This is a genomic window from Flavobacterium sp., from assembly GCF_039930565.1.
In the GTDB taxonomy this organism is placed as follows: Bacteria; Bacteroidota; Bacteroidia; order Flavobacteriales; family Flavobacteriaceae; genus Flavobacterium.
On sequence record NZ_JBDTTP010000028.1, the window covers coordinates 24497 to 44628 of the forward strand.

At 34.6% G+C, this 20132-nt stretch carries 19 protein-coding genes; 17 read left to right on the plus strand and 2 right to left on the minus strand.

The annotated features are described in order from the left end of the window. Positions 1 to 8: 8 nt before the first annotated feature. The 15 genes from ABI657_RS09070 to ABI657_RS09140 all read left to right on the plus strand — a co-directional run bounded on the left by ABI657_RS09070 (position 9) and on the right by ABI657_RS09140 (position 15203). On the plus strand, positions 9 to 1322 hold the full coding sequence (locus ABI657_RS09070) for a DUF3570 domain-containing protein (protein ID WP_348096932.1): 1314 nt from the start codon (positions 9 to 11) through the stop codon (positions 1320 to 1322). A gap of 1 nt (position 1323) precedes the next feature. After that, on the plus strand, positions 1324 to 1986 hold the full coding sequence (locus tag ABI657_RS09075; protein ID WP_348096933.1) for a response regulator transcription factor: 663 nt from the start codon (positions 1324 to 1326) through the stop codon (positions 1984 to 1986). A 9-nt stretch (positions 1987 to 1995) separates the two neighbouring features. Next, positions 1996 to 3387, plus strand: coding sequence for a HAMP domain-containing sensor histidine kinase (locus tag ABI657_RS09080; protein WP_348096934.1), 1392 nt, complete (start codon positions 1996 to 1998; stop codon positions 3385 to 3387). 299 nt (positions 3388 to 3686) lie between these two features. After that, positions 3687 to 4544 (plus strand): ATP phosphoribosyltransferase, encoded by an 858-nt coding sequence (gene hisG / locus ABI657_RS09085; protein WP_348096935.1) that lies wholly within the window; start codon positions 3687 to 3689, stop codon positions 4542 to 4544. Positions 4545 to 4555: 11 nt separating this feature from the next. Next, positions 4556 to 5839: a histidinol dehydrogenase gene (gene hisD / locus ABI657_RS09090; RefSeq protein WP_348096936.1), complete on the plus strand. Its 1284-nt coding sequence runs from the start codon at positions 4556 to 4558 to the stop codon at positions 5837 to 5839. Positions 5840 to 5964: 125 nt separating this feature from the next. Continuing rightward, a complete protein-coding gene (gene hisC / locus ABI657_RS09095) occupies positions 5965 to 7008 on the plus strand; it encodes a histidinol-phosphate transaminase (RefSeq protein ID WP_348096937.1) in 1044 nt (347 codons plus the stop codon). Between the two features lie 153 nt (positions 7009 to 7161). Beyond that, the gene (gene hisB / locus ABI657_RS09100; protein ID WP_348096938.1) at positions 7162 to 8298 is read left to right on the plus strand and encodes a bifunctional histidinol-phosphatase/imidazoleglycerol-phosphate dehydratase HisB; all 1137 of its coding nucleotides are present in this window, start codon (positions 7162 to 7164) and stop codon (positions 8296 to 8298) included. Between the two features lie 85 nt (positions 8299 to 8383). Further along, positions 8384 to 8965 (plus strand): imidazole glycerol phosphate synthase subunit HisH, encoded by a 582-nt coding sequence (gene hisH, locus ABI657_RS09105; RefSeq protein WP_348096939.1) that lies wholly within the window; start codon positions 8384 to 8386, stop codon positions 8963 to 8965. 53 nt (positions 8966 to 9018) lie between these two features. Then, positions 9019 to 9744, plus strand: a complete 726-nt coding sequence (hisA, locus tag ABI657_RS09110; protein ID WP_348096940.1) for a 1-(5-phosphoribosyl)-5-[(5-phosphoribosylamino)methylideneamino]imidazole-4-carboxamide isomerase — start codon at positions 9019 to 9021, stop codon at positions 9742 to 9744. A gap of 82 nt (positions 9745 to 9826) precedes the next feature. Further along, positions 9827 to 10582 (plus strand): imidazole glycerol phosphate synthase subunit HisF, encoded by a 756-nt coding sequence (hisF, locus tag ABI657_RS09115; RefSeq protein WP_348096941.1) that lies wholly within the window; start codon positions 9827 to 9829, stop codon positions 10580 to 10582. Between the two features lie 93 nt (positions 10583 to 10675). Then, positions 10676 to 11272, plus strand: coding sequence for a bifunctional phosphoribosyl-AMP cyclohydrolase/phosphoribosyl-ATP diphosphatase HisIE (hisIE, locus tag ABI657_RS09120; RefSeq protein WP_348096942.1), 597 nt, complete (start codon positions 10676 to 10678; stop codon positions 11270 to 11272). Positions 11273 to 11393: 121 nt separating this feature from the next. Further along, entirely contained in the window at positions 11394 to 12596 is a 1203-nt protein-coding gene (locus tag ABI657_RS09125) for a hypothetical protein (RefSeq protein WP_348096943.1), read from the plus strand. Between the two features lie 5 nt (positions 12597 to 12601). Beyond that, positions 12602 to 13648, plus strand: a complete 1047-nt coding sequence (locus ABI657_RS09130; protein WP_348096944.1) for an o-succinylbenzoate synthase — start codon at positions 12602 to 12604, stop codon at positions 13646 to 13648. A gap of 105 nt (positions 13649 to 13753) precedes the next feature. After that, positions 13754 to 14227: a CYTH domain-containing protein gene (locus ABI657_RS09135; protein ID WP_348096945.1), complete on the plus strand. Its 474-nt coding sequence runs from the start codon at positions 13754 to 13756 to the stop codon at positions 14225 to 14227. A 7-nt stretch (positions 14228 to 14234) separates the two neighbouring features. Beyond that, positions 14235 to 15203: a YpdA family putative bacillithiol disulfide reductase gene (locus tag ABI657_RS09140; RefSeq protein WP_348096946.1), complete on the plus strand. Its 969-nt coding sequence runs from the start codon at positions 14235 to 14237 to the stop codon at positions 15201 to 15203. A 50-nt stretch (positions 15204 to 15253) separates the two neighbouring features. On the opposite strand, the gene ABI657_RS09145 is transcribed toward ABI657_RS09140, so the two are convergent. Together ABI657_RS09145 and msrA are read right to left on the minus strand one after the other, a co-directional pair. Further along, positions 15254 to 16822, minus strand: a complete 1569-nt coding sequence (locus ABI657_RS09145) for a protein adenylyltransferase SelO (protein WP_348096947.1) — start codon at positions 16820 to 16822, stop codon at positions 15254 to 15256. Between the two features lie 6 nt (positions 16823 to 16828). Beyond that, on the minus strand, positions 16829 to 17362 hold the full coding sequence (gene msrA, locus ABI657_RS09150; protein ID WP_348096948.1) for a peptide-methionine (S)-S-oxide reductase MsrA: 534 nt from the start codon (positions 17360 to 17362) through the stop codon (positions 16829 to 16831). 181 nt (positions 17363 to 17543) lie between these two features. Here msrA and ABI657_RS09155 point away from each other — a divergent pair, with 181 nt between their 5' ends. Together ABI657_RS09155 and ABI657_RS09160 are read left to right on the plus strand one after the other, a co-directional pair. Continuing rightward, complete coding sequence (locus ABI657_RS09155; protein ID WP_348096949.1) at positions 17544 to 19031, plus strand: aminotransferase class V-fold PLP-dependent enzyme; 1488 nt, start codon at positions 17544 to 17546, stop codon at positions 19029 to 19031. Between the two features lie 169 nt (positions 19032 to 19200). Then, positions 19201 to 19557 carry a hypothetical protein gene (locus ABI657_RS09160; RefSeq protein WP_348096950.1) on the plus strand — a complete coding sequence of 119 codons (357 nt, stop codon included), beginning with the start codon at positions 19201 to 19203 and terminating at the stop codon, positions 19555 to 19557. Positions 19558 to 20132 lie beyond the last annotated feature (575 nt).

Below are 20132 nucleotides of genomic sequence, written 5' to 3' on the forward strand. Positions count from 1 at the left end.
ATCACACGATGAAAATAAAATTATTAATGGCTTTTTTTTTATTGGGAAGTATCGCCTTTGCCCAAGAAAAAGATTCAACTGCAACTTTCAAAAAAAGAGTTTTAGAAAATACTGAGGTTGATTTTTTATTGAGCTATTACAAACAGGATGGTGTACATTCCGCTGTTTCCGGAGGAAGCGGTACAGAGAATTTAACAGATATTGCTTCTTCAATTATAGTTGCAATGCCACTTAGTGATGATGAAATATTAACAGTCGATGCCGGACTTTCTGCTTATTCATCCGCATCATCATCTAATATCAACCCTTTTGACAGTCCCAATCAAAATCCCTGGCAGGCAAGTTCGGGTGCTTCAAAACAGGATGCTTTGGTAAATGTAGCAATAAGTTACAGTAAAAGTTCTGAAGACAGAAATACAACATGGAACGTTCATTTGTCCGGATCCAATGAATATGATTATTCTTCACTGGGTTTTGGTGCGGGATTAACCAAACAATTCAACGATAAAAATACAGAAGTAGGAATTTCAGCCAGTGCCTATCTTGATGCATGGAGGCCTATTTATCCTAAAGAATTAAATGATTATGCGGAAAACGGAAATTCATTAAATGGAGGGATTTTTGACAACTACACGATTACTGGAAATCCTAATTATAGCCCGGGTTCGTTTAAATTTCATGATAGTAAGGGAAGAAATTCTTTTGCCCTTTCATTAAGCTTTTCACAAGTTATCAATAAAAAATTACAGGCTTCATTGTTTCTTGATGTTTTACAACAGCAAGGGTTGCTGTCTACTCCGTACCAAAGGGTTTATTTTAAGGATATTTCCAATTCTTATATTGATCAGTTTCAGTTAGCGGACGATATTGAACGTCTGCCTGATTCACGCTTTAAATTGCCAATCGGAGCCAGGCTGAATTATTACATCAGTGAAAAAATTGTTTGGAGATCTTATTATCGCTTTTATACGGACAATTGGGGAATACAGTCGCATACCATTTCAATTGAAATTCCATTCAAAATAAGTCAGAGATTTACTGTTTTTCCAATGTACCGCTTTTATAATCAAACGGCATCAAAATATTTTGCTCCTTTAGAAACACATTTATCAACAGAAGAATATTATACTTCTGATTATGATTTATCTGCTTTTAATGCCAATCAATATGGCTTTGGATTAAATTATACAGATATTTTTACAAGTAGCCATATTTGGAGATTAGGACTTAAAAATATTGATTTTAGATACAATCATTATGACAGAAGTGATGGATTAAAGTCTGATATTATATCGTTAGGTTTTAAATTTATTTTTCAATAAAATGAAAATTCTAATTATAGAGGATGAAATAGGTATTGCGAATTTTCTTAAGCAAGGTCTTGAGGAAGAAAACTTTGAGGTATTTGTTGCCTATGATGGGCAATCCGGAATAGAGATAGCTTTAAAACAAAAAGTAAATATTATTCTTTTGGATTGGGTCTTGCCAAAGATAACCGGAATTGAAGTTTGTAAATTAATCAGAAAGACTGATACCAAAACACCCATTATTTTTCTAACCGCCAAAGATACAGTTCAGGAAACTATTGAAGGCCTGAAGGCTGGAGCAAATGATTACATCAAAAAGCCTTTTAGTTTTGATGAGCTTGTGGAAAGAATAAAAATTCATTTTCGGGATGAAAATTTAAATCAGGAACTGCATTTAGGAAACATTACAATTAATAAGCTGCAACACCAAATAACTGTTGACAACAGAGAAGTTGTACTTACTCATCGTGAATTTGAATTACTGTTTTACTTGATAAAAAACAAAGGAAATGTATGTACCCGAACGCAAATAATTGAAGATGTTTGGGATATCCATTTTGAGTATGACACAGGAGTTATTGATGTTTTTATGAATGCTATTCGAAAAAAGCTAAATTTGAGCAAGGAACAGGAATTAATCAAAACTATTCGTGGAGTTGGATATATTGCCAATGACTAAAAACAAAAAATGACTCAATTTTCTTATAAAAACAGAATTGCATTTAATTATATCGTTATTACGGGAGTATTTATTTCTGTTGTGTTTTTTGTTATTTACCAAATAATTTACTTAAGTGTTCACAATCATATCGATGAGCATATGAAAGAAGAAGTAAGTGAGCACTTGAACGAAATAAAAATAGATCTTGACAATTCTTATTTAATTCAGGTAGATCAATGGCGTGAAACAGAGAATAACGTAGTGGATGTGAATTCAGTGTTTGTTCAGTTTTTAGATATAAATAATGAATTGATTGACAAATCTCCTAATCTTAAAAATTTAGAGCTTAAATTGCATTCTCCTAAATTCGATAATCAATATATCGATACGAATTTAAATGGAAACCCAATCCGTCAAATTCAGGTCCCTCTTGTTGAACATAATAAAATTGTGGGGCATCTTTTGCTAGCAATGTCATTGGAAAATACCGTTACAATTCTTCAAAAAGTTCAGTATACTTTATTTATTTCTCTTCCATTAGTTTTATTTTTATTGTTCTTAACTGCACGTTATATTGCAGGAAGAAGTATCAAGCCAGTACAGGTAATTACGGAGACTTCGGGGAAAATAACTAAAGACAATTTAAAAACCAGGATTATTTTACCAAACAATAGAGATGAGCTGTACGTTCTCTCAAAGACCATTAATGATTTATTAGACAGAATTGAAAATGCGGTTGATCGGGAAAAACAATTTACGTCGGATGCTTCTCATGAATTGCGGACTCCTTTGGCAGTCGTAAAAGGGACCTTAGAAGTTTTGATCCGCAAGCCCAGAACGCAATCAGAATATGAAGAGAAAATTAATTACTCCATCAGACAGGTTGACCGTTTGAACAATTTAGTAGACCAATTGCTTTTGCTGGCGCGTTTTGAAAATCAAAATCCAAAAGACGAAACAGTTTTTTTAAATGCATTAATCCTGGATACACTGACTTTGTATTCTGAAAAAATCAATTCAAAGAAAATAGTTGTAAAACATAACTTTATCGGTGATTTCATAATCAATTCCGATAATTATTTGATCTCTATTATCATTGGCAATATTATTTCTAATGCTTTAAAATATTCTCATGATACTGGAGAAATTTTAATTTCTATTGTGAATGAAAACAATCAGACTATATGTAAGGTTTCTGATAATGGAATCGGAATTGCAAAAGAAGATTTAGAGTTGATTTTAAATCCTTTCTTCAGATCTGATTCTTCGAGTCATCCCGAGGTAAAAGGAAGTGGATTAGGTCTTTCAATCGTAAAAAGATTAGCAGAGTTGCTTCATATTGATTTTAAGATAGAAAGTGAAATAGGAATTGGCACAACAGTTACTTTTATTTTTGATCAAAATAATAAATTGACTTAGTTCGTTATGATTAATACTTTTGAAAAATATTTTTTAACAATAAACTACTGTTAAGTTAAAATAAAAATTGTTTTTTAATGAAATTTACCTGTATATTTGCACCCGAATCAAAGAATAAAAATCAACCAATAATGTTTTTAAATCAATTACATCATCATCATTTCCATAATTGCTCTCAGGCGATGTGTTAATGATATGCATGTAAATCATCATATTTTAAAACCCGTTTGAGTACATCAAACGGGTTTTTTATTACCTATTCTTTGTACTCAAACTATTAATTAAACAAAAAAAGAAAAATGAGTACTTTAAAAATTGCAATTCAAAAATCAGGTCGCTTAAACGAAGACAGCATCCAAATCCTTAAAGATTGTGGTATTTCAATCAACAACGGAAACGATCAGCTAAAAGCCGAAGCTTCCAATTTTCCTTTAGAAGTTCTGTATTTAAGAAATTCAGATATACCTCAGTATTTAATTGATGGTGTTGTAGACCTTGCTATTGTCGGTGATAATTTACTGGTGGAAAAAGGAAAACATATCGAAGTAATTCAAAAACTTGGTTTTTCAAAATGCAAGGTTTCAGTTGCTGTCCCTAAAACTTTCGAGTACAATTCTATTCAGGATTTAGCAGGTTTGCGAGTAGCGACTTCGTATCCAAATACAGTTAATGAATATTTTGGTTCATTCGGACTTACTGTTGATATTCACCAAATTTCAGGATCGGTAGAAATAGCGCCTAATATTGGTCTTGCCGATGCTATTGTGGATATCGTTTCAAGCGGAAGTACTTTGTTTAAAAACAATTTGAAAGAAGTAGAAGTGATTCTGAAAAGTGAAGCCGTTTTAGCCGTTTCACCAAAAGTATTGCCGGAAATTCAAAAACATATTGATACGTTAAAGTTTAGAATTCAATCGGTTTTAAGAGCACGAAATTCAAAATATATTTTGATGAATGTACCCAACGAAAAGATTGATGAAATTGGAAAAATACTCCCGGTTTTACGAAGTCTAACCGTTTTGCCATTGGCTCAGGAAGGATGGAGCAGTGTACATTCTGTAATTGACAAAGATACTTTTTGGGATGTAATCGACCAGCTGAAAGAAGCCGGAGCCGAAGGAATTTTGGTTTGTCCAATTGAAAAAATGGTCCTTTAAAGCATATAAAAATGAATAAAATTGACAATCCAAAACCAGATACCTGGTCAGAAATATTAAAAAGACCAACCCAAACCATAGATGATATCGAAGTAACGGTTAAAGAAATTTTTAAGGAAGTACAGAAAAAAGGAGATGAAGCGATTGCAAAATACACTTCAATCTTTGACGGAATTACTTTAGAAAATTATGAAGTTTCACAAGAAGAAATTCAGGAAGCAATTAATTCAATTTCAGCTGAATTAAAAGAAGCGATTCAATTGGCAAAAGCAAATATTTATAAATTTCACAAAGCACAAAAAACAGAAAAAATTGTTGTTGAAACCATTGAAGGCGTAAACTGCTGGCAGGAAAAAAGACCAATTCAAAAAATTGGTTTGTATATTCCAGGGGGAACAGCTCCTTTGTTTTCAACCGTTTTAATGTTGGCTGTTCCTGCTGAAATTGCTGGGTGTAAAGAAATTGTCCTGTGTTCGCCTCCCGATAAATCAGGTAAAATAAATCCGGCAATCCTGTATGCAGCCAATTTATGCGGTGTAACCAAAATAGTAAAAGTAGGGGGAATCCAGGCGATTGCAGGAATGACATTTGGGACACAATCAATTCCAAAAGTGTATAAAATTTTCGGACCGGGAAACCAATTCGTAACGGTGGCAAAACAATTGGCAACACAGTTTGGAGTAGCTATCGATATGCCGGCCGGACCTTCAGAATTGTTAATTGTTGCTGATGATACTGCCGTTCCTGCTTTTGTTGCTTCAGACTTATTATCTCAGGCAGAACACGGCACAGACAGCCAGGTTATTTTAGTATCGACTTCAAAAAAATTAATTGATGCCGTTGAAAAAGAAATCCAGATTCAAATAGAAGAACTTCCAAGAAAAGCAATTGCGAAAAAAGCGATAGCCAATTCCAAATTGATTTTTATTGAAAACGACAAAATAGCATTGGATTTAATCAACGAATACGGACCGGAACATTTTATCATCTGTTCAGAATTTGATGATTTTTATTGTAATGGTGTTTTGAATGCAGGTTCTGTTTTTATTGGAAATTATACACCTGAAAGTGCAGGGGACTATGCTTCAGGAACCAACCATACGTTGCCGACAAATGGATATGCGAAGAATTACAGCGGTGTAAACCTGGATAGTTTTATGAAATCGATGACCTTTCAGAAAATATCTGAAAAAGGAATTCAGAATATAGGACGCGCCATTGAAGTCATGGCAGAAGCCGAAGGTTTACAGGCACATAAAAATGCCGTGACATTAAGATTGAAGAGTTTAGAATAAAGAAATGGAAACAAGACGAAAGAACAAAGATTAAAGAATCAAGAGGAAAGAAAAAATAAGTATGGGATTAGATTAAAGTCTATATTCTTTCTTCTTGATTCTTTCTTCTCCTTAAAAATAAAACAATGGAATTCGATATCAACACCATAACACGTGAAAACGTAAAAATATTAAAACCTTATTCTTCGGCCCGTGATGAGTTTGAAGATTTTGATACTGCCGAAATGATTTTTCTGGATGCAAATGAAAATCCTTTTCAGAATGGCGTAAATCGGTATCCTGATCCTCAGCAGAATTCGGTCAAGGCGATTTTGGCAAAGAATAATAACGTAAAATCTAGTCAGATTTTATTAGGAAACGGAAGCGACGAAGTATTGGATTTGCTTTTCAGGGCTTTCTGTGAACCCAAAACAGATAATATCATTTCATTGCCGCCAACGTATGGAATGTACAGCGTTTTGGCTAACATAAATGCGGTGGAAAACAGAGAAGTTCTACTTTCAAATGATTTTCAGCCACAGGTTGAAAATATTCTGGATGCTGTTGATGACAATACCAAAATTATCTTTCTGTGTTCGCCAAATAATCCGACCGGAAATTCTTTTTCAGACGAAAGCGTGGTGACTTTGCTGAAAAACTTTAAGGGTTTGGTGGTGATTGATGAAGCCTATATCGACTTTTCGGCGAAAGAAAGCTGGCTGACAGAAATTGATGAATATCCAAATTTGGTGATCACACAAACACTTTCAAAAGCATACGGTCTTGCGGGAATAAGATTGGGGATTTGTTATGGATCAGAAGCTGTAATTGCAGTTTTGAACAAAATCAAGCCTCCGTACAATGTTAATGAACTGACTCAGCAAAGAGCTATTGTTCGTTTAAATGATTCGGAAAAAATAAAAACTGAAATCAGTTCTATTATTGAACAAAGAGAGCAATTACTTAAAGTATTGCGTGATGTGAGTTTTGTAGAAAAAATCTATCCGACAGAAGCTAATTTTGTATTGATAAAAGTAGATGATGCCAATAAAAGATACAATGAATTGATTCTAAAAGGTATTGTGATTCGTAACCGTACAACTCAGCCTTTATGCGAAAACACTTTGCGTCTGACGATTGGAATTCCGGAGGAAAATGCTGTTCTGATTAAGGAATTAAAGTCATTATAGTAAATTTGTAATAATCAATAAGTGATTAATGTAAATATCTCGAAACCGTTTTGCGTGAGGGATAGAGGCGGTATCCTTTTGTGAAGAGTAACGGAACAAAAGATAGAGCCGAAAGCCCGACCCGGAGGGACACGCCCAAAATATGATTAAATTATGAAAAAAGTACTTTTTATCGATCGTGACGGAACGATTGTTTTAGAACCTGCAGATTTACAATTGGATAGTCTGGATAAACTGGAATTTTATCCAAAAGCGTTTCAGTATCTGGCCAAAATAGCCAGTGAATTAGATTACGAATTGGCAATGGTAACCAATCAGGATGGTTTGGGAACAGACAGTTTTCCGGAAGATACCTTTTGGCCGACGCAGAATTTTGTATTAAGAGCTTTTGAAAACGAAGGAGTTTTGTTTGATGATATTTTCATTGACCGCTCATTTCCTGCAGATAATGCACCAACACGTAAGCCAAGAACAGGAATGCTGACAAAATATTTGAATAATCCGGATTATGATTTAGCAAATTCTTTTGTTTTGGGAGATCGTTTAACTGATGTTGAACTGGCGAAAAACCTGGGAGCCAAAGCTATTTTCATGAATATGACTGATGGAGTTGGAACCAATGAAATTTCATCGAAACGTGAAGAATTAGACGGAACTATTATTTTGCAGACAACAGACTGGAAAAGAATTTATGAGTTTTTGAAACTGGAAGCGCGTTCCGCTTCGATAACCCGTAAAACACATGAAACGGATATTTTTATTAATGTCAATTTAGACGGAACCGGAAAAAGTAAAATAGATACCGGAATCGCTTTCTTTGACCACATGCTGGATCAGATTTCGCGTCACGGTCAAATGGATTTGGAAATACTAGTAAAAGGTGATTTAGAAGTTGATGAACACCACACAATTGAAGATACTGCAATTGCTTTAGGAGAAGTTTTTGCTAAGGCCCTCGGAAATAAATTAGGTATCGAACGTTACGGTTTCTGCCTGCCAATGGACGATTGTTTAGCGCAGGTAGCCATTGACTTTGGCGGAAGAAACTGGCTGGTTTGGGAAACCCAATTTAAACGTGAAATGGTGGGCAAAATGCCAACAGAAATGTTTTTTCATTTTTTTAAATCGTTCTCTGATGGGGCAAAAGCCAATATCAACATCAAAGCGGAAGGTGAGAACGAACACCACAAAATTGAGGCTATTTTTAAAGCTTTTGCAAAATCAATAAAAGTGGCGGTAAAAAGAGATACGGAGAAAATGATACTGCCTTCAACGAAAGGGATGTTGTAGAAGGTTGAAAATTGTTTCAAGTTTCAAGTTTCAAGTTCTGCAGAGCAACCTGAAACCTGAAACTTGAAACCTGAAACAAAAGAAAATGAAAATAGTAATTATAAATTACGGAGCAGGAAATATTCAGAGCATCATGTTTGCGATTGAAAGGCTTGGCTTTAAAGCTATTTTAAGTAATAATCCGGAAGAAATTCAGGCGGCTGACAAAGTAATTTTCCCCGGCGTGGGAGAAGCGAGTTATGCTATGAAGAAACTTGAAGAAAGCGGTTTGGATAGTTTGATTCCGAATTTGAAACAGCCTGTGTTAGGAATCTGCCTTGGAATGCAACTAATGTGTAATTCGTCTGAAGAAGGAAATACCAAAGGTTTAGGGATTTTTGATGTGGATGTGATTAAATTTACTCCAAAAGTAAAAGTGCCACAAATGGGATGGAATCAGATTTATGATTTAAAATCGGATTTGTTTAAAGGAATTGCGGAGAATGAATTTATGTATCTGGTGCATAGTTTTTACGCTCCAAATTGCGCTGAATCTATTGCTACAACGAATTATGAATTAGAATATGCATCGGCATTGCAAAAAGATAATTTTTATGGAACGCAGTTTCATCCTGAAAAAAGTGGTGCTGTTGGAGAGAAAATATTAGAAAACTTTTTGAAAATCTAAATCAAAATACAAGACTTACGACTTTAGACTTTCAAATTTTAAGACTTAAATAAATGAGAATAATACCAGCCATAGATATTATTGACGGAAAATGTGTCCGCTTGTCCAAAGGCGATTACAATACTAAGATAATTTACAACGAAAATCCGCTTGAAGTAGCAAAATCATTCGAAGAACACGGAATCGAATATTTACATTTGGTAGATTTGGACGGAGCAAAATCAAGCAAAATTGTCAACTATAAAATTTTGGAGCAAATTGCCACACAGACAAAATTGAAGATTGATTTTGGTGGCGGTTTAAAATCGGATGCTGATTTGAAAATTGCTTTTGAAAGCGGGGCGAATCAAATTACGGGTGGAAGTATCGCAGTAAAAAACAGAACGATTTTCGAAAAATGGATTTCAGAATATGGTTCGGATAAAATCATTTTAGGCGCTGATGCGAAAGATGAAAAGGTAGCCGTTTCAGGATGGTTAGAGGATTCAGATGAGGATTTGGTTCCGTTTATTCAGGATTATCAAAAAAAAGGAATTCAGTACGTTATTTGCACTGATATTGCGAAAGACGGAATGCTGGAAGGTCCAAGTTTTGATTTGTATGCTAAAATCTTATCAGAAGCGAAAGGTATAAAATTAATCGCTTCCGGTGGAATATCAACATTTGATGAACTGCCAAAATTAGCCGAATTAGGCTGTGAAGGAACAATTATTGGAAAAGCAATTTACGAAGGAAGAATTTCTTTGAAACAACTGGAAAACTATATAATTAGAAAATGAGATAATTAGTCAATTAGATAATTATGTGTATCGCTCGTAAAATAATCTAATTCTCAAATTCTCAAATTGACACATTAAAAATATGCTTGCAAAAAGAATCATCCCCTGTTTGGATATAAAAAATGGAAGAACCGTAAAAGGTGTTAATTTCGTAGATTTGCGTGATGCCGGAGATCCGGTGGAACTGGCTGAAATTTATTCTGCTGAAGGAGCAGATGAATTGGTTTTTCTTGATATTTCGGCAACGGAAGAACGCAGAAAAACGTTGGTCAACATAGTAAGAAGTGTGGCAGAGAAAATCAATATTCCGTTTACGGTTGGTGGCGGAATTTCATCTGTGGAAGATGTTGAAATTCTGCTAAATAACGGAGCTGATAAAGTTTCTATCAATTCATCTGCAGTAAAAAATCCGCAGCTGATCAATGATCTGGCACAGAAATTCGGAAGTCAATGTGTGGTTGTTGCTATTGATGCCAAACAAATAGACGGACAATGGATCGTGCATTTAGTCGGCGGAAAAGTTCCGACAGAATTAAATCTGTTCGATTGGGCAGTGGAAGTGGCACAACGCGGTGCAGGTGAAATATTATTCACATCAATGGATAATGACGGAACCAAAAATGGTTTTGCAAATGAAGCTTTGGCAAAATTATCAACTTTAATCAATATACCGATAATCGCCTCTGGCGGAGCGGGAAATATACAGCATTTTGTTGATTCATTTAAAGAAGGAAAGGCAGATGCTGCTTTGGCTGCGAGCGTTTTTCACTTCAAGGAGATAGAAATCAAAACCCTTAAACAAGAACTAAAAAACAATAATATAGAAGTCAGAATTTAGAAAATAGAGGAAAGAATAAAGAGGAAAGAAAATCTAATTAATAATTTTTTTAATCTTTAATTTTTTTAATCTTTAAATCTTTAAATAAAATATATGAACATAGATATCAAAAGCTCACACGGATTGATTCCGGCAATTATTCAGGATTCGGAAACTAAAAATGTCCTGATGCTCGGCTATATGAATGAAGAATCAATTCAAAAAACGATTGAAACACAAAAAGTAACTTTTTTCAGCCGCTCGAAACAAAGGCTTTGGACAAAAGGTGAGGAGAGTGGCAACTTTTTGAATCTAGTGGATATTAAAAATGATTGTGATGGCGATACGCTATTGATTCAGGCGAAACCAGTCGGGCCAACATGTCACACAGGAGCTGATACCTGTTGGCAGGAAGAAAATAAAGAAAATTTCGGCTTTCTTTCCGGTTTAGAAAACACGATTAAAATTCGCAGGGAAAATGCAGATTCAGAAAAAAGTTATGTAGCTTCGTTGTTCGAAAAAGGAATCAATAAAATCGCACAGAAAGTAGGTGAAGAAGCTGTAGAAGTTGTAATTGAAGCCAAAGATGACAACGACGACCTATTCCTGAGCGAAAGTGCCGATTTACTTTTTCATTACCTTATTCTGTTGCAGGCCAAGGGTTTTCAACTAAATGATGTTGTTGATGTTTTGAAAAAACGTCAGAAATAATAACAAATAGATTCTGAAATATTAGGAGCTCTTTCCTGCTGTCCGCTATATCTTTTTTGGCTGAAAAAGCCAAAAAAGGATGCCGCTTCCATCAGGGCTAAAACGTATTAAACAAGAAAAGATGAATTTCAATAAAATAGTTATATTGCTTTTAGTTGGTTCTTTTTATAACGCTTTGGCACAAAAAGACGGATTTTGGGACAAAGATCGTGCAACCACTAAAGAGATAATCGTTAAAGCAGGTGAAAGAGTAACTGTTAAAACAGAGGATTTACCTGTAGGGACTACCGAAATTGTTTACCGTATAACGCTTTTGGATGAAAACCAACAAATGGCAAATAGTCTGGTTTCTGTATTAAAAGCAATTCCAGATCCGTATGGAATTGGTCAGGGTTCTGCCGGAGCTGTATTTCTGATGTCAAAAATATCAGGTGATGATAAATGTACTTACGCACTTTTTACTTCTGACGCCAATGCAAAAAAATATGTTGATAACGGAAAGATAAATGATGCCTGTTTTTCACAAGCTGACCCGTTAAGCAAGGATGCCAAACGTTTATCTCTTGATAAATCTTCCTGTTTAACACAAAATACAACCACAATTTGGTTTGGTTTTGAAAGTAAGAATTGGCTATTGAAACAAAAAATAGTTTTGGAGGTTGTGCCCTGGGTGGATGTCAAACTTAACCGTGGATGGAATCTGGATAATAAAAACGAAATTATCAGTTTGTGCAAAACTTCTACAATGGCACAAAAAATGGCTAATTCTGATGATTTCTGCGTTTGTATTATGGATAAAATCATGAAGCAATACCGTTATTCGGAATTTCAAAAATTACTTTCAATAGAAAAAACCAAGGTTTATAAAGATTTTGGAAATGCGTGTTACAATGATGCCAACATTTCTAAAAATGTTTTTAATGATTTAAGAACACAGGCCAATACCCTGATAAAACTGCAAAAATACAATGAAGCGATTCCTAAACTAAATACGATAATCGCTTCTGGAAAAGCCACAGCTCTGGATTACGCTTCGATTGGTTACAGCTATATTTTAACCAAACAATACGCAAAAGCCCTGAAGTTTTTAAAAGAAGGAGAAAAATTGGATGATACCGAATTACTGCTAAAACTCTATCTGGCACATACTTATTTGGTAAGTGATGATTACAGTACGGCAAAATCCATTTATAAAAAATACCAAACACAAAACGTAACCGACAGTTTGAGTTGGATTGATAAAACCAAACAGGATTTTACTCTTTTTCAAAAGGCAGGATTGCCATCTTCAGATTTTGACAAAGTTTTAAAGCTCTTTAAGTAAGAATATTGAAAGCTACCTATCATAAATACATGCTTCATTTTAAGCGTCCTTCCGGAACGTCCAGAGGTATCATGACCAAAAAAGAAACCTGGTTTATCGTATTGGAAAAAGACGGTAAAAAAGGAATAGGAGAGTGTGGGATTTTACGTGGATTGAGCGCTGATGACAGAGATGATTATGAGGAAAAACTGAATTGGACTTGTGAAAATATTCACTTCGGAGAAGAAGTTTTGTGGCAGGAATTAATCGAATTTCCTTCCATTCAATTCGGAATAGAGATGGCTTTTTTATCCCTTAAAAGTGAAAATCCTTATTTGTTATTTCCTTCAGATTTCACTAATAATTCCAAATCAATTGTCATAAATGGTTTGGTTTGGATGGGCGAGGAAGCTTTCATGAAAGAACAGATAGAAGAGAAATTAACTCAGGGATTTAGCTGCATAAAACTGAAGATTGGGGCAATAGATTTTCAGAAAGAACTCGAATTATTACGTTTTATTCGTACTCATTTTAATGCGGAACAAATAGAAATACGGGTTGATGCCAACGGTGCTTTTGCATTAAATGAAACTTTAGATAAATTAAATCAATTATCTGGTTTTGAATTACATAGTATTGAACAGCCTATTCAAAAAAACAACACTGACAGGATGGCAGAACTCTGTGAAACGACTCCTTTTCCGATTGCTTTGGATGAAGAATTGATTGGAGTGTTTAATGGGGAAGAAAAAGAAGCATTACTAAAAAAAATCAAACCACAATATATTATTTTGAAGCCAAGTTTTGTTGGTGGATTTCGCGGAACTAAAGAATGGATAACTTTAGCTGACAAATACAATATCGGCTGGTGGATTACTTCTGCATTAGAAAGTAACATTGGTCTTAATGCAATTGCACAATGGACATTTTTACAAAATTCCAATATGCCTCAGGGTTTGGGTACCGGAGCACTTTACACTAATAATTTTGATTGTCCGCTGGAAGTTTCAAATGGACAATTATGGTACAACACTTCTAAAGATTGGGATTCTTCTTTCCTGATAAATATATAAATAGAGTCTTTATTTGGGGTATAGTTTTTCAGCCTTGAAATTAGAATTTTGAATTTATCTATGATTTAAATTGAGTAACTTGCATTCAAATTAATATCAGAAGAAATGATTGAGATTGAAAGAAAGTTTCTTGTAAAATCAGATGAATTCAAATCACAGGCCTTTGCTCAAAATAAAATTGCACAAGGTTATTTGAGTTCACTTCCAGAGAGAACTGTCCGAATCAGGATTAAAGGCAATAAAGGATTTATTACCATAAAAGGGATTGGACAACAGGGCGGAATGTCGCGTTTTGAGTGGGAGAATGAGATTCCGCTTGATGAGGCTCAGCAGTTGCTTACATTATGTGAAAAGGGAAAAATCGAGAAAACGCGTTTCGAAATAAAATCAGGCAATCACGTTTTTGAGGTTGATGAATTTTATGGCGAAAATGAAGGTTTGGTCATGGCAGAAATTGAATTGCAATCAGAAACTGATTTATTTGAAAAGCCGGATTGGTTAGGACAAGAAGTTACCAATGATGAGCGCTATTACAATGCTTATTTAAGTAAAAATCCTTTTAAAGACTGGAAAAAATAAAAAATTCATGACACAATCATACGATCTGATTATTGTAGGCGGTGGTCCAATTGGACTGGCTTGTGCAATAGAAGCCAAAAAGAAAAATCTGAATTATTTAATTATCGAAAAAGGGGCAATTGTTAATAGCATTTTCAATTATCCTTTGTACATGACGTTTTTTTCAACAGCAGAAAGACTTGAGATTGGCGATATTCCGTTTAATTGCCTGGCACCAAAACCGGGTCGACAAGAAGCATTAGAATATTATCGAAATATTCATCGCTATTTTAATTTTAATATTAACTTATTTGAAAAGGTGACTCAGGTTCAAAAGCTGGAAAATTCACTATTTAAAATTAAAACTGACAAAAACTCATACGAAGCTAAAAATGTTATCATAGCAACTGGTTTTTATGATATTCCGATAGCAATGAATATAAGAGGTGAGGAATTCTCTAAAGTTCGTCATTATTACAAAGAAGCTCATGAATATGCTTTTCGGGAAATTTTGGTTGTAGGTGCGAATAATTCATCTGTAGACGCAGCATTGGAATGTTGGAGAAAAGGATCAAATGTTACAATGGTGATTCGGAAGAATGAAATTAATAATCGGGTGAAATACTGGGTAAAACCGGATATAGAAAACAGAATTGAAGAAGGAAGCATAAAAGCCTATTTCGAGTCAAATATTATTGAAATCAAAGAGAATGAGGTTGATATTGAAACACCGGAAGGTAAAGTAACCATCAAAAATGATTTTGTTTTGGCTTTAACGGGTTATAAACCTGATTTGCCCTTTCTTGAGAAAATGGGAATTGAATTATCGAATGATGAATTAAAAACCCCAACTTACAACCCGGAAACTATGGAAACGAATGTACAAGGATTGTTTTTAGCCGGAGTAGTTTGCGGAGGAATGCAGACGCATAAATGGTTTATTGAAAATTCCCGTATTCATGCGAATATTATTGTGGATTATATAACTTCAAAATAAAGAAAATACCACAGGCGAAAGAGTTTGATTCTTTAATCTGTGGTAAATAATTAAGAACTGCAGGAAAGCATGGAGCAGCCTACTTTTGAACGGGCCCAATCCGGTCGTTTGGCAAACCATTTTTGATATTCCGGCTGTTCATCATAAGGTTTTTTGAGTAATTCGTATAATTCTGCGATTAAAGAGTAGTCACCTTTGTCGGCTTCATCAATCGCTAATTGCGCCATATAATTCCGCAAAACATATTTTGGATTAACCAGATTCATGTTTTTGATTCTTTCTTCGTCTGATGTATTTTCCTGATTCAGTCTTTCTAAATAATCGATAAACCATAATAACCAATTATCAAGTATTGAATCTTTGATTTCTTCCCGAATATAGAAAGCCTCTTCGATAGCTTTTAAGGCATTTTCCGGAGAATCTGTTTTTTTAATCTGATTCAGATTACGATAAAAAATCGTCATATCGGTTTCTGATAATTGCAAATTCGATTCTAAATAGGCTATAAATTCATTGTCTTTTTCGGTTGAAGTAGCAAGTCCTAATTTGCTTAATATCATTTTTTTATACTCCGAATCAAAATCGGTTATGAATGATTCTAATATTTTTTGCAACGGCTCCGCTTCATTAATCAAAGGAAAAAGGGAATTGGCTAATTGATACAAATTCCATTGTGCAACCTGAGGCTGGTTTCCGAAACGGTATCTTCTGTTTTGACTGTCGGTTGTATTAGGCGTCCAGTTGGCATCATAATTTTCCAACCATCCGTATGGTCCATAATCTATAGTTATTCCGTGAATCGACATGTTATCAGTGTTCATTACGCCATGAACAAAACCTACGCGCTGCCAATGTAAAATCATTTCACGTGTTTTGTCAGCTACGGTTTTGAAAAACTGTAAATATTGCTCTTTTGGTTCGCCTTTAATTTCCGGAAAATAATGTTTGATGTTATATTCAACAAACTGTTTTAGGTTCTTCAATTCGTTTCTCGCTGTAAGCATTTCAAAACTTCCAAAACGGATAAAAGAAGGCGCTACACGACATACAACAGCTCCTTTTTCGTAAGCTGGATTTCCATTGTATAAAATATCGCGTAACACTTCATCTCCTGATAACATCAGCGAAAGCGATCGGGTAGTGGGAACTCCCAAATAATGCATGGCTTCGGCACATAAATATTCCCTAACCGATGAGCGTAAAACGGCCAGGCCATCAGCGGTTCTGGAGTAAGGGGTTTTTCCGGCACCTTTTAATTGCAAAGTAAAAAACTGATTGTTGTGTTCAATTTCAGTTAAATTGATGGCGCGTCCGTCTCCCAACTGTCCAGCCCAGTTGCCAAATTGATGTCCGGCATAACACATGGCATAAGGTTTTGTGCCTGCTAAAATTTCCTTTCCGGAAAAAGCATTCAAAAACGCTTCTGACTCAATCTCATCAGCTGTGATCCCAACCAGTTTAGCTACTTCCTTAGAAGCGTGAATTAATTTAGGTTCTGAAGGTCGTGTTGGATTTACATATGAAAAAACCGCCTTCGAAACCTGACGAATTTCATTGGTTTCATTAGGATCGGCAGGTAATTCAGCTGTAAAGCGATTCTTTATTTTTAAGTTTTTCATTCTGACTTATTCAATTAATTTATCAGCGTACATTTTTTTTAATTTCTGTACTTTAGGATCAATCACCATTCGGCAATACCCTGCTTCCGGATTCTCGTTGTAATAATTCTGATGATCTTCCTCAGCATCGTAAAATACCTGAAAAGGTTTCAATTGTGTTACAATTGGGTCTGAAAAAACCGATTTGATTTCTTTAAAAACCTGCTCAGCTATAGTTTTTTGATTTTCATCATGATACAAAATGATTGAACGATATTGTGTTCCGCTATCTGCGCCTTGTCGGTTTAATGTTGTTGGATCGTGACTTGTCATGAAAACGGTAATTAAATCATGGTAGGAGATTATGTCAGGATTAAAAACAACCTGAATTACTTCTGCATGTCCGGTTCTCCCTGTACACACTTCTCTGTATGGGGGATTTTTTATCTGACCATCAGAATAGCCTGATTTTAGGGTTTCTATTCCTTTTAAACGCTGAATTACAGCTTCAATACACCAAAAACAGCCACCACCAAAGGTTGCTACTGATAAATTTTTCATTTAATATTATTTTAGTCACCGATTTGCCCTATTGGTTATATAGGGAATTATCGTAAATTGTTTGTAAAAAGACTATTTGTTTAAAGATAATAAAAAGTAACTTAAAATTTAAAGTTTCTAATTGATAAATTCGCAATTTTATTAAAAAGCGATATATTTGCGTTCAAACAAAAGTACGCTCATGAACAGCAAAAATAATACCACGACTTTAGAGGCTTATTTTAATGATTTCCGACAAAATATTGTTGGAATCAATCAGGAGTTTACTTCGCCTTACGGGAAAAAGCAAATTATCTATACCGACTGGACTGCCAGCGGGCGCTTGTATCGCCCTATTGAAGAAAAGCTTTTAAACGAATTTGGACCATTTGTAGCTAATACGCATACAGAAACGACAGTGTCAGGTACTGCCATGACAAAAGCGTATCATCATGCCAGACATATAATTAAGCGTCATGCTAATGCCAGTTCCGATGATGTTTTGATTACGGATGGTACAGGAATGACAGGTGTTGTTAATAAATTTCAACGTATTTTAGGACTTAAAATCCCTGAAAATCTAAAGAATTTCACCAATGTACCGGATGAGAAAAGACCAATTGTTTTTATTTCGCATATGGAACATCATTCGAATCAGACTTCCTGGCTGGAAACCATTGCTGATGTTGAAATTATTCCGTCTTGTGAGAAAGGACTTTTTAGTTTGGATAATCTGGCTGAATTACTTGAAAAATATAAAGAGAGGACTATAAAAATAGCTTCGATAACCTCATGTTCGAATGTAACGGGTTTGAAAACGCCCTTTCATGAAGCTGCAAAACTGATGCATCAGCATAATGGCGTTTGTTTTGTGGATTTTGCCTGTTCAGGTCCTTATGTAGAAATCGATATGCATCCTGAAGATCCGGAAGCGTATCTGGATGCTATTTTCTTTTCGCCTCACAAATTTTTGGGAGGCCCCGGAACTTCCGGTGTTTTGATTTTTAATAAAAAGCTCTACAATAATATGATTCCGGATTGTCCTGGCGGAGGAACGGTAAGCTGGACCAATCCCTGGGGCGAGCATAAATATATTGATAATATCGAAGACCGTGAAGACGGCGGAACTCCCGGTTTTTTGCAGGTTATTAAAACGGCATTGACGATTGAGCTGAAAGAAGAAATGGGTATTGAAAACATCCTGCAGCGCGAGCATGAAATTGTAGATTTTGTTTTTAATAAATTGAATCCGATTTCAAATATTAAAATCCTGGCAGGGCAGCATCAAAATCGTTTAGGTGTTATTTCGTTTTTTATTGACGATCTGCATTTTAATCTTGGAGTGAAATTACTGAATGATAAATTCGGAATCCAAACCAGAGGCGGATGTAGCTGTGCCGGAACGTACGGGCATTTTTTATTGCATGTCGATCAGGAAACTTCTAATAAACTGGTAGATGAAATCAGTATTGGTGATTTGATCAAGAAACCGGGATGGATCAGAATGTCGATTCACCCAACGACAACGAATGAAGAAATTGCTTTTGTTTGTGAGAGTATCAAAGATTTGGCTAAAAACCATGAAAACTGGAAATTGGATTATTTGTATGATAAAAACACGAATGAGTTTATTCATAAAAATGCGAATTCGTTTGAAGATGAATTGGTGGCGGGGTGGTTTAGATCTTAGAGTCAATTATCAATTTGACATACCTGACACGTTTTCAAAATCTATTCGTTGCTGCTTACGATTTATTAATTAATAATGATTTATTGTATATTTGATTTTCAATGGTTTATAATTATTGAATACGAATCAATGTTCAGCTGTTTCTACTTAATATTTTAAATTTTTAGCTATGATGAGACAAGTTTTAGGAGTTATTATTGGTTATGCAATTTTTGTTATTAGCTCAATATTTCTTTTTAGGTTTTCAGGAATTAATCCACATGCAGATACTTCTCAGTTATTTATGGTTATGACATTTGTTTACGGAACTATTTTTTCTTTCATCAGCGGACTTGTGACTCAGTTGATCGCAAAAACTAAAAACTTGAAAGTTAATTATGTGCTTTTTATTATTATGGCTGGATTTGCAACTTTTTCTCTTTTTAAATCTAGTGGGAGTTCCTGGACGCAGTTGCTGGCAATTTTTTTGTTTGCTCCGGCTTCTGTCATTGGAGGACTATTTTGGATTAAAAAGAGTAAAAAATAATGAATTTGAAGTGATTGGCGAAAATCTTAATTTATTTGATAGCAGGAGTATAATTTGAAGTTATTACTAAAGATTGCCAATCTCATTTTTATAAGAAATTTAATTTAAAGAAGATAATTCTTTTTTTGGTAAGAAATTAAAAATCGTTGTACTATAACGTTGTTTTTTATCAGTTTTGAAAAATAAACTGCCACATCATAAATCTGATAGGTTTTAAAACCTATTATTCTTTAGTTGAATTTCTTAAAAACACAATTTTATAACCTAGCCCCGATAGAGCGGTTATCCTTTTTATGGCAGTGTTTGCCATAAAAGATAAGAGTGAAAGCGGGACTTTTGGCCTTAAAAACCCTTAAAAGTTGTGCTTCTGAGTAATTCATTGATAATCATGTCTGTTTTAATTTGTCATTACAAATAAATGTATTAATTTTGCAGACCTTTTGGCAAATAAGAGTTTCCATTAGAGATCAACTATTTATGTAAAACAACTTCTGTTTTTTCTACTGCTTTATGAAACTCGAGGAAAACAGAATACAAATTTTTTATCAGCATGTCTGAACAAATTAAATCACAAG

Bases quoted from the DNA above. Each gene is read 5' to 3' on its own strand.
- ABI657_RS09070 (WP_348096932.1), top strand. From the start codon at position 9: ATGAAAATAAAATTATTAATGGCTTTTTTTTTATTGGGAAGTATCGCC.
- ABI657_RS09075 (WP_348096933.1), top strand. From the start codon at position 1,324: ATGAAAATTCTAATTATAGAGGATGAAATAGGTATTGCGAATTTTCTT.
- ABI657_RS09080 (WP_348096934.1), top strand. From the start codon at position 1,996: ATGACTCAATTTTCTTATAAAAACAGAATTGCATTTAATTATATCGTT.
- hisG (WP_348096935.1), top strand. From the start codon at position 3,687: ATGAGTACTTTAAAAATTGCAATTCAAAAATCAGGTCGCTTAAACGAA.
- hisD (WP_348096936.1), top strand. From the start codon at position 4,556: ATGAATAAAATTGACAATCCAAAACCAGATACCTGGTCAGAAATATTA.
- hisC (WP_348096937.1), top strand. From the start codon at position 5,965: ATGGAATTCGATATCAACACCATAACACGTGAAAACGTAAAAATATTA.
- hisB (WP_348096938.1), top strand. From the start codon at position 7,162: ATGAAAAAAGTACTTTTTATCGATCGTGACGGAACGATTGTTTTAGAA.
- hisH (WP_348096939.1), top strand. From the start codon at position 8,384: ATGAAAATAGTAATTATAAATTACGGAGCAGGAAATATTCAGAGCATC.
- hisA (WP_348096940.1), top strand. From the start codon at position 9,019: ATGAGAATAATACCAGCCATAGATATTATTGACGGAAAATGTGTCCGC.
- hisF (WP_348096941.1), top strand. From the start codon at position 9,827: ATGCTTGCAAAAAGAATCATCCCCTGTTTGGATATAAAAAATGGAAGA.
- hisIE (WP_348096942.1), top strand. From the start codon at position 10,676: ATGAACATAGATATCAAAAGCTCACACGGATTGATTCCGGCAATTATT.
- ABI657_RS09125 (WP_348096943.1), top strand. From the start codon at position 11,394: ATGAATTTCAATAAAATAGTTATATTGCTTTTAGTTGGTTCTTTTTAT.
- ABI657_RS09135 (WP_348096945.1), top strand. From the start codon at position 13,754: ATGATTGAGATTGAAAGAAAGTTTCTTGTAAAATCAGATGAATTCAAA.
- ABI657_RS09140 (WP_348096946.1), top strand. From the start codon at position 14,235: ATGACACAATCATACGATCTGATTATTGTAGGCGGTGGTCCAATTGGA.
- ABI657_RS09145 (WP_348096947.1), bottom strand. From the start codon at position 16,822: ATGAAAAACTTAAAAATAAAGAATCGCTTTACAGCTGAATTACCTGCC.
- msrA (WP_348096948.1), bottom strand. From the start codon at position 17,362: ATGAAAAATTTATCAGTAGCAACCTTTGGTGGTGGCTGTTTTTGGTGT.
- ABI657_RS09155 (WP_348096949.1), top strand. From the start codon at position 17,544: ATGAACAGCAAAAATAATACCACGACTTTAGAGGCTTATTTTAATGAT.
- ABI657_RS09160 (WP_348096950.1), top strand. From the start codon at position 19,201: ATGATGAGACAAGTTTTAGGAGTTATTATTGGTTATGCAATTTTTGTT.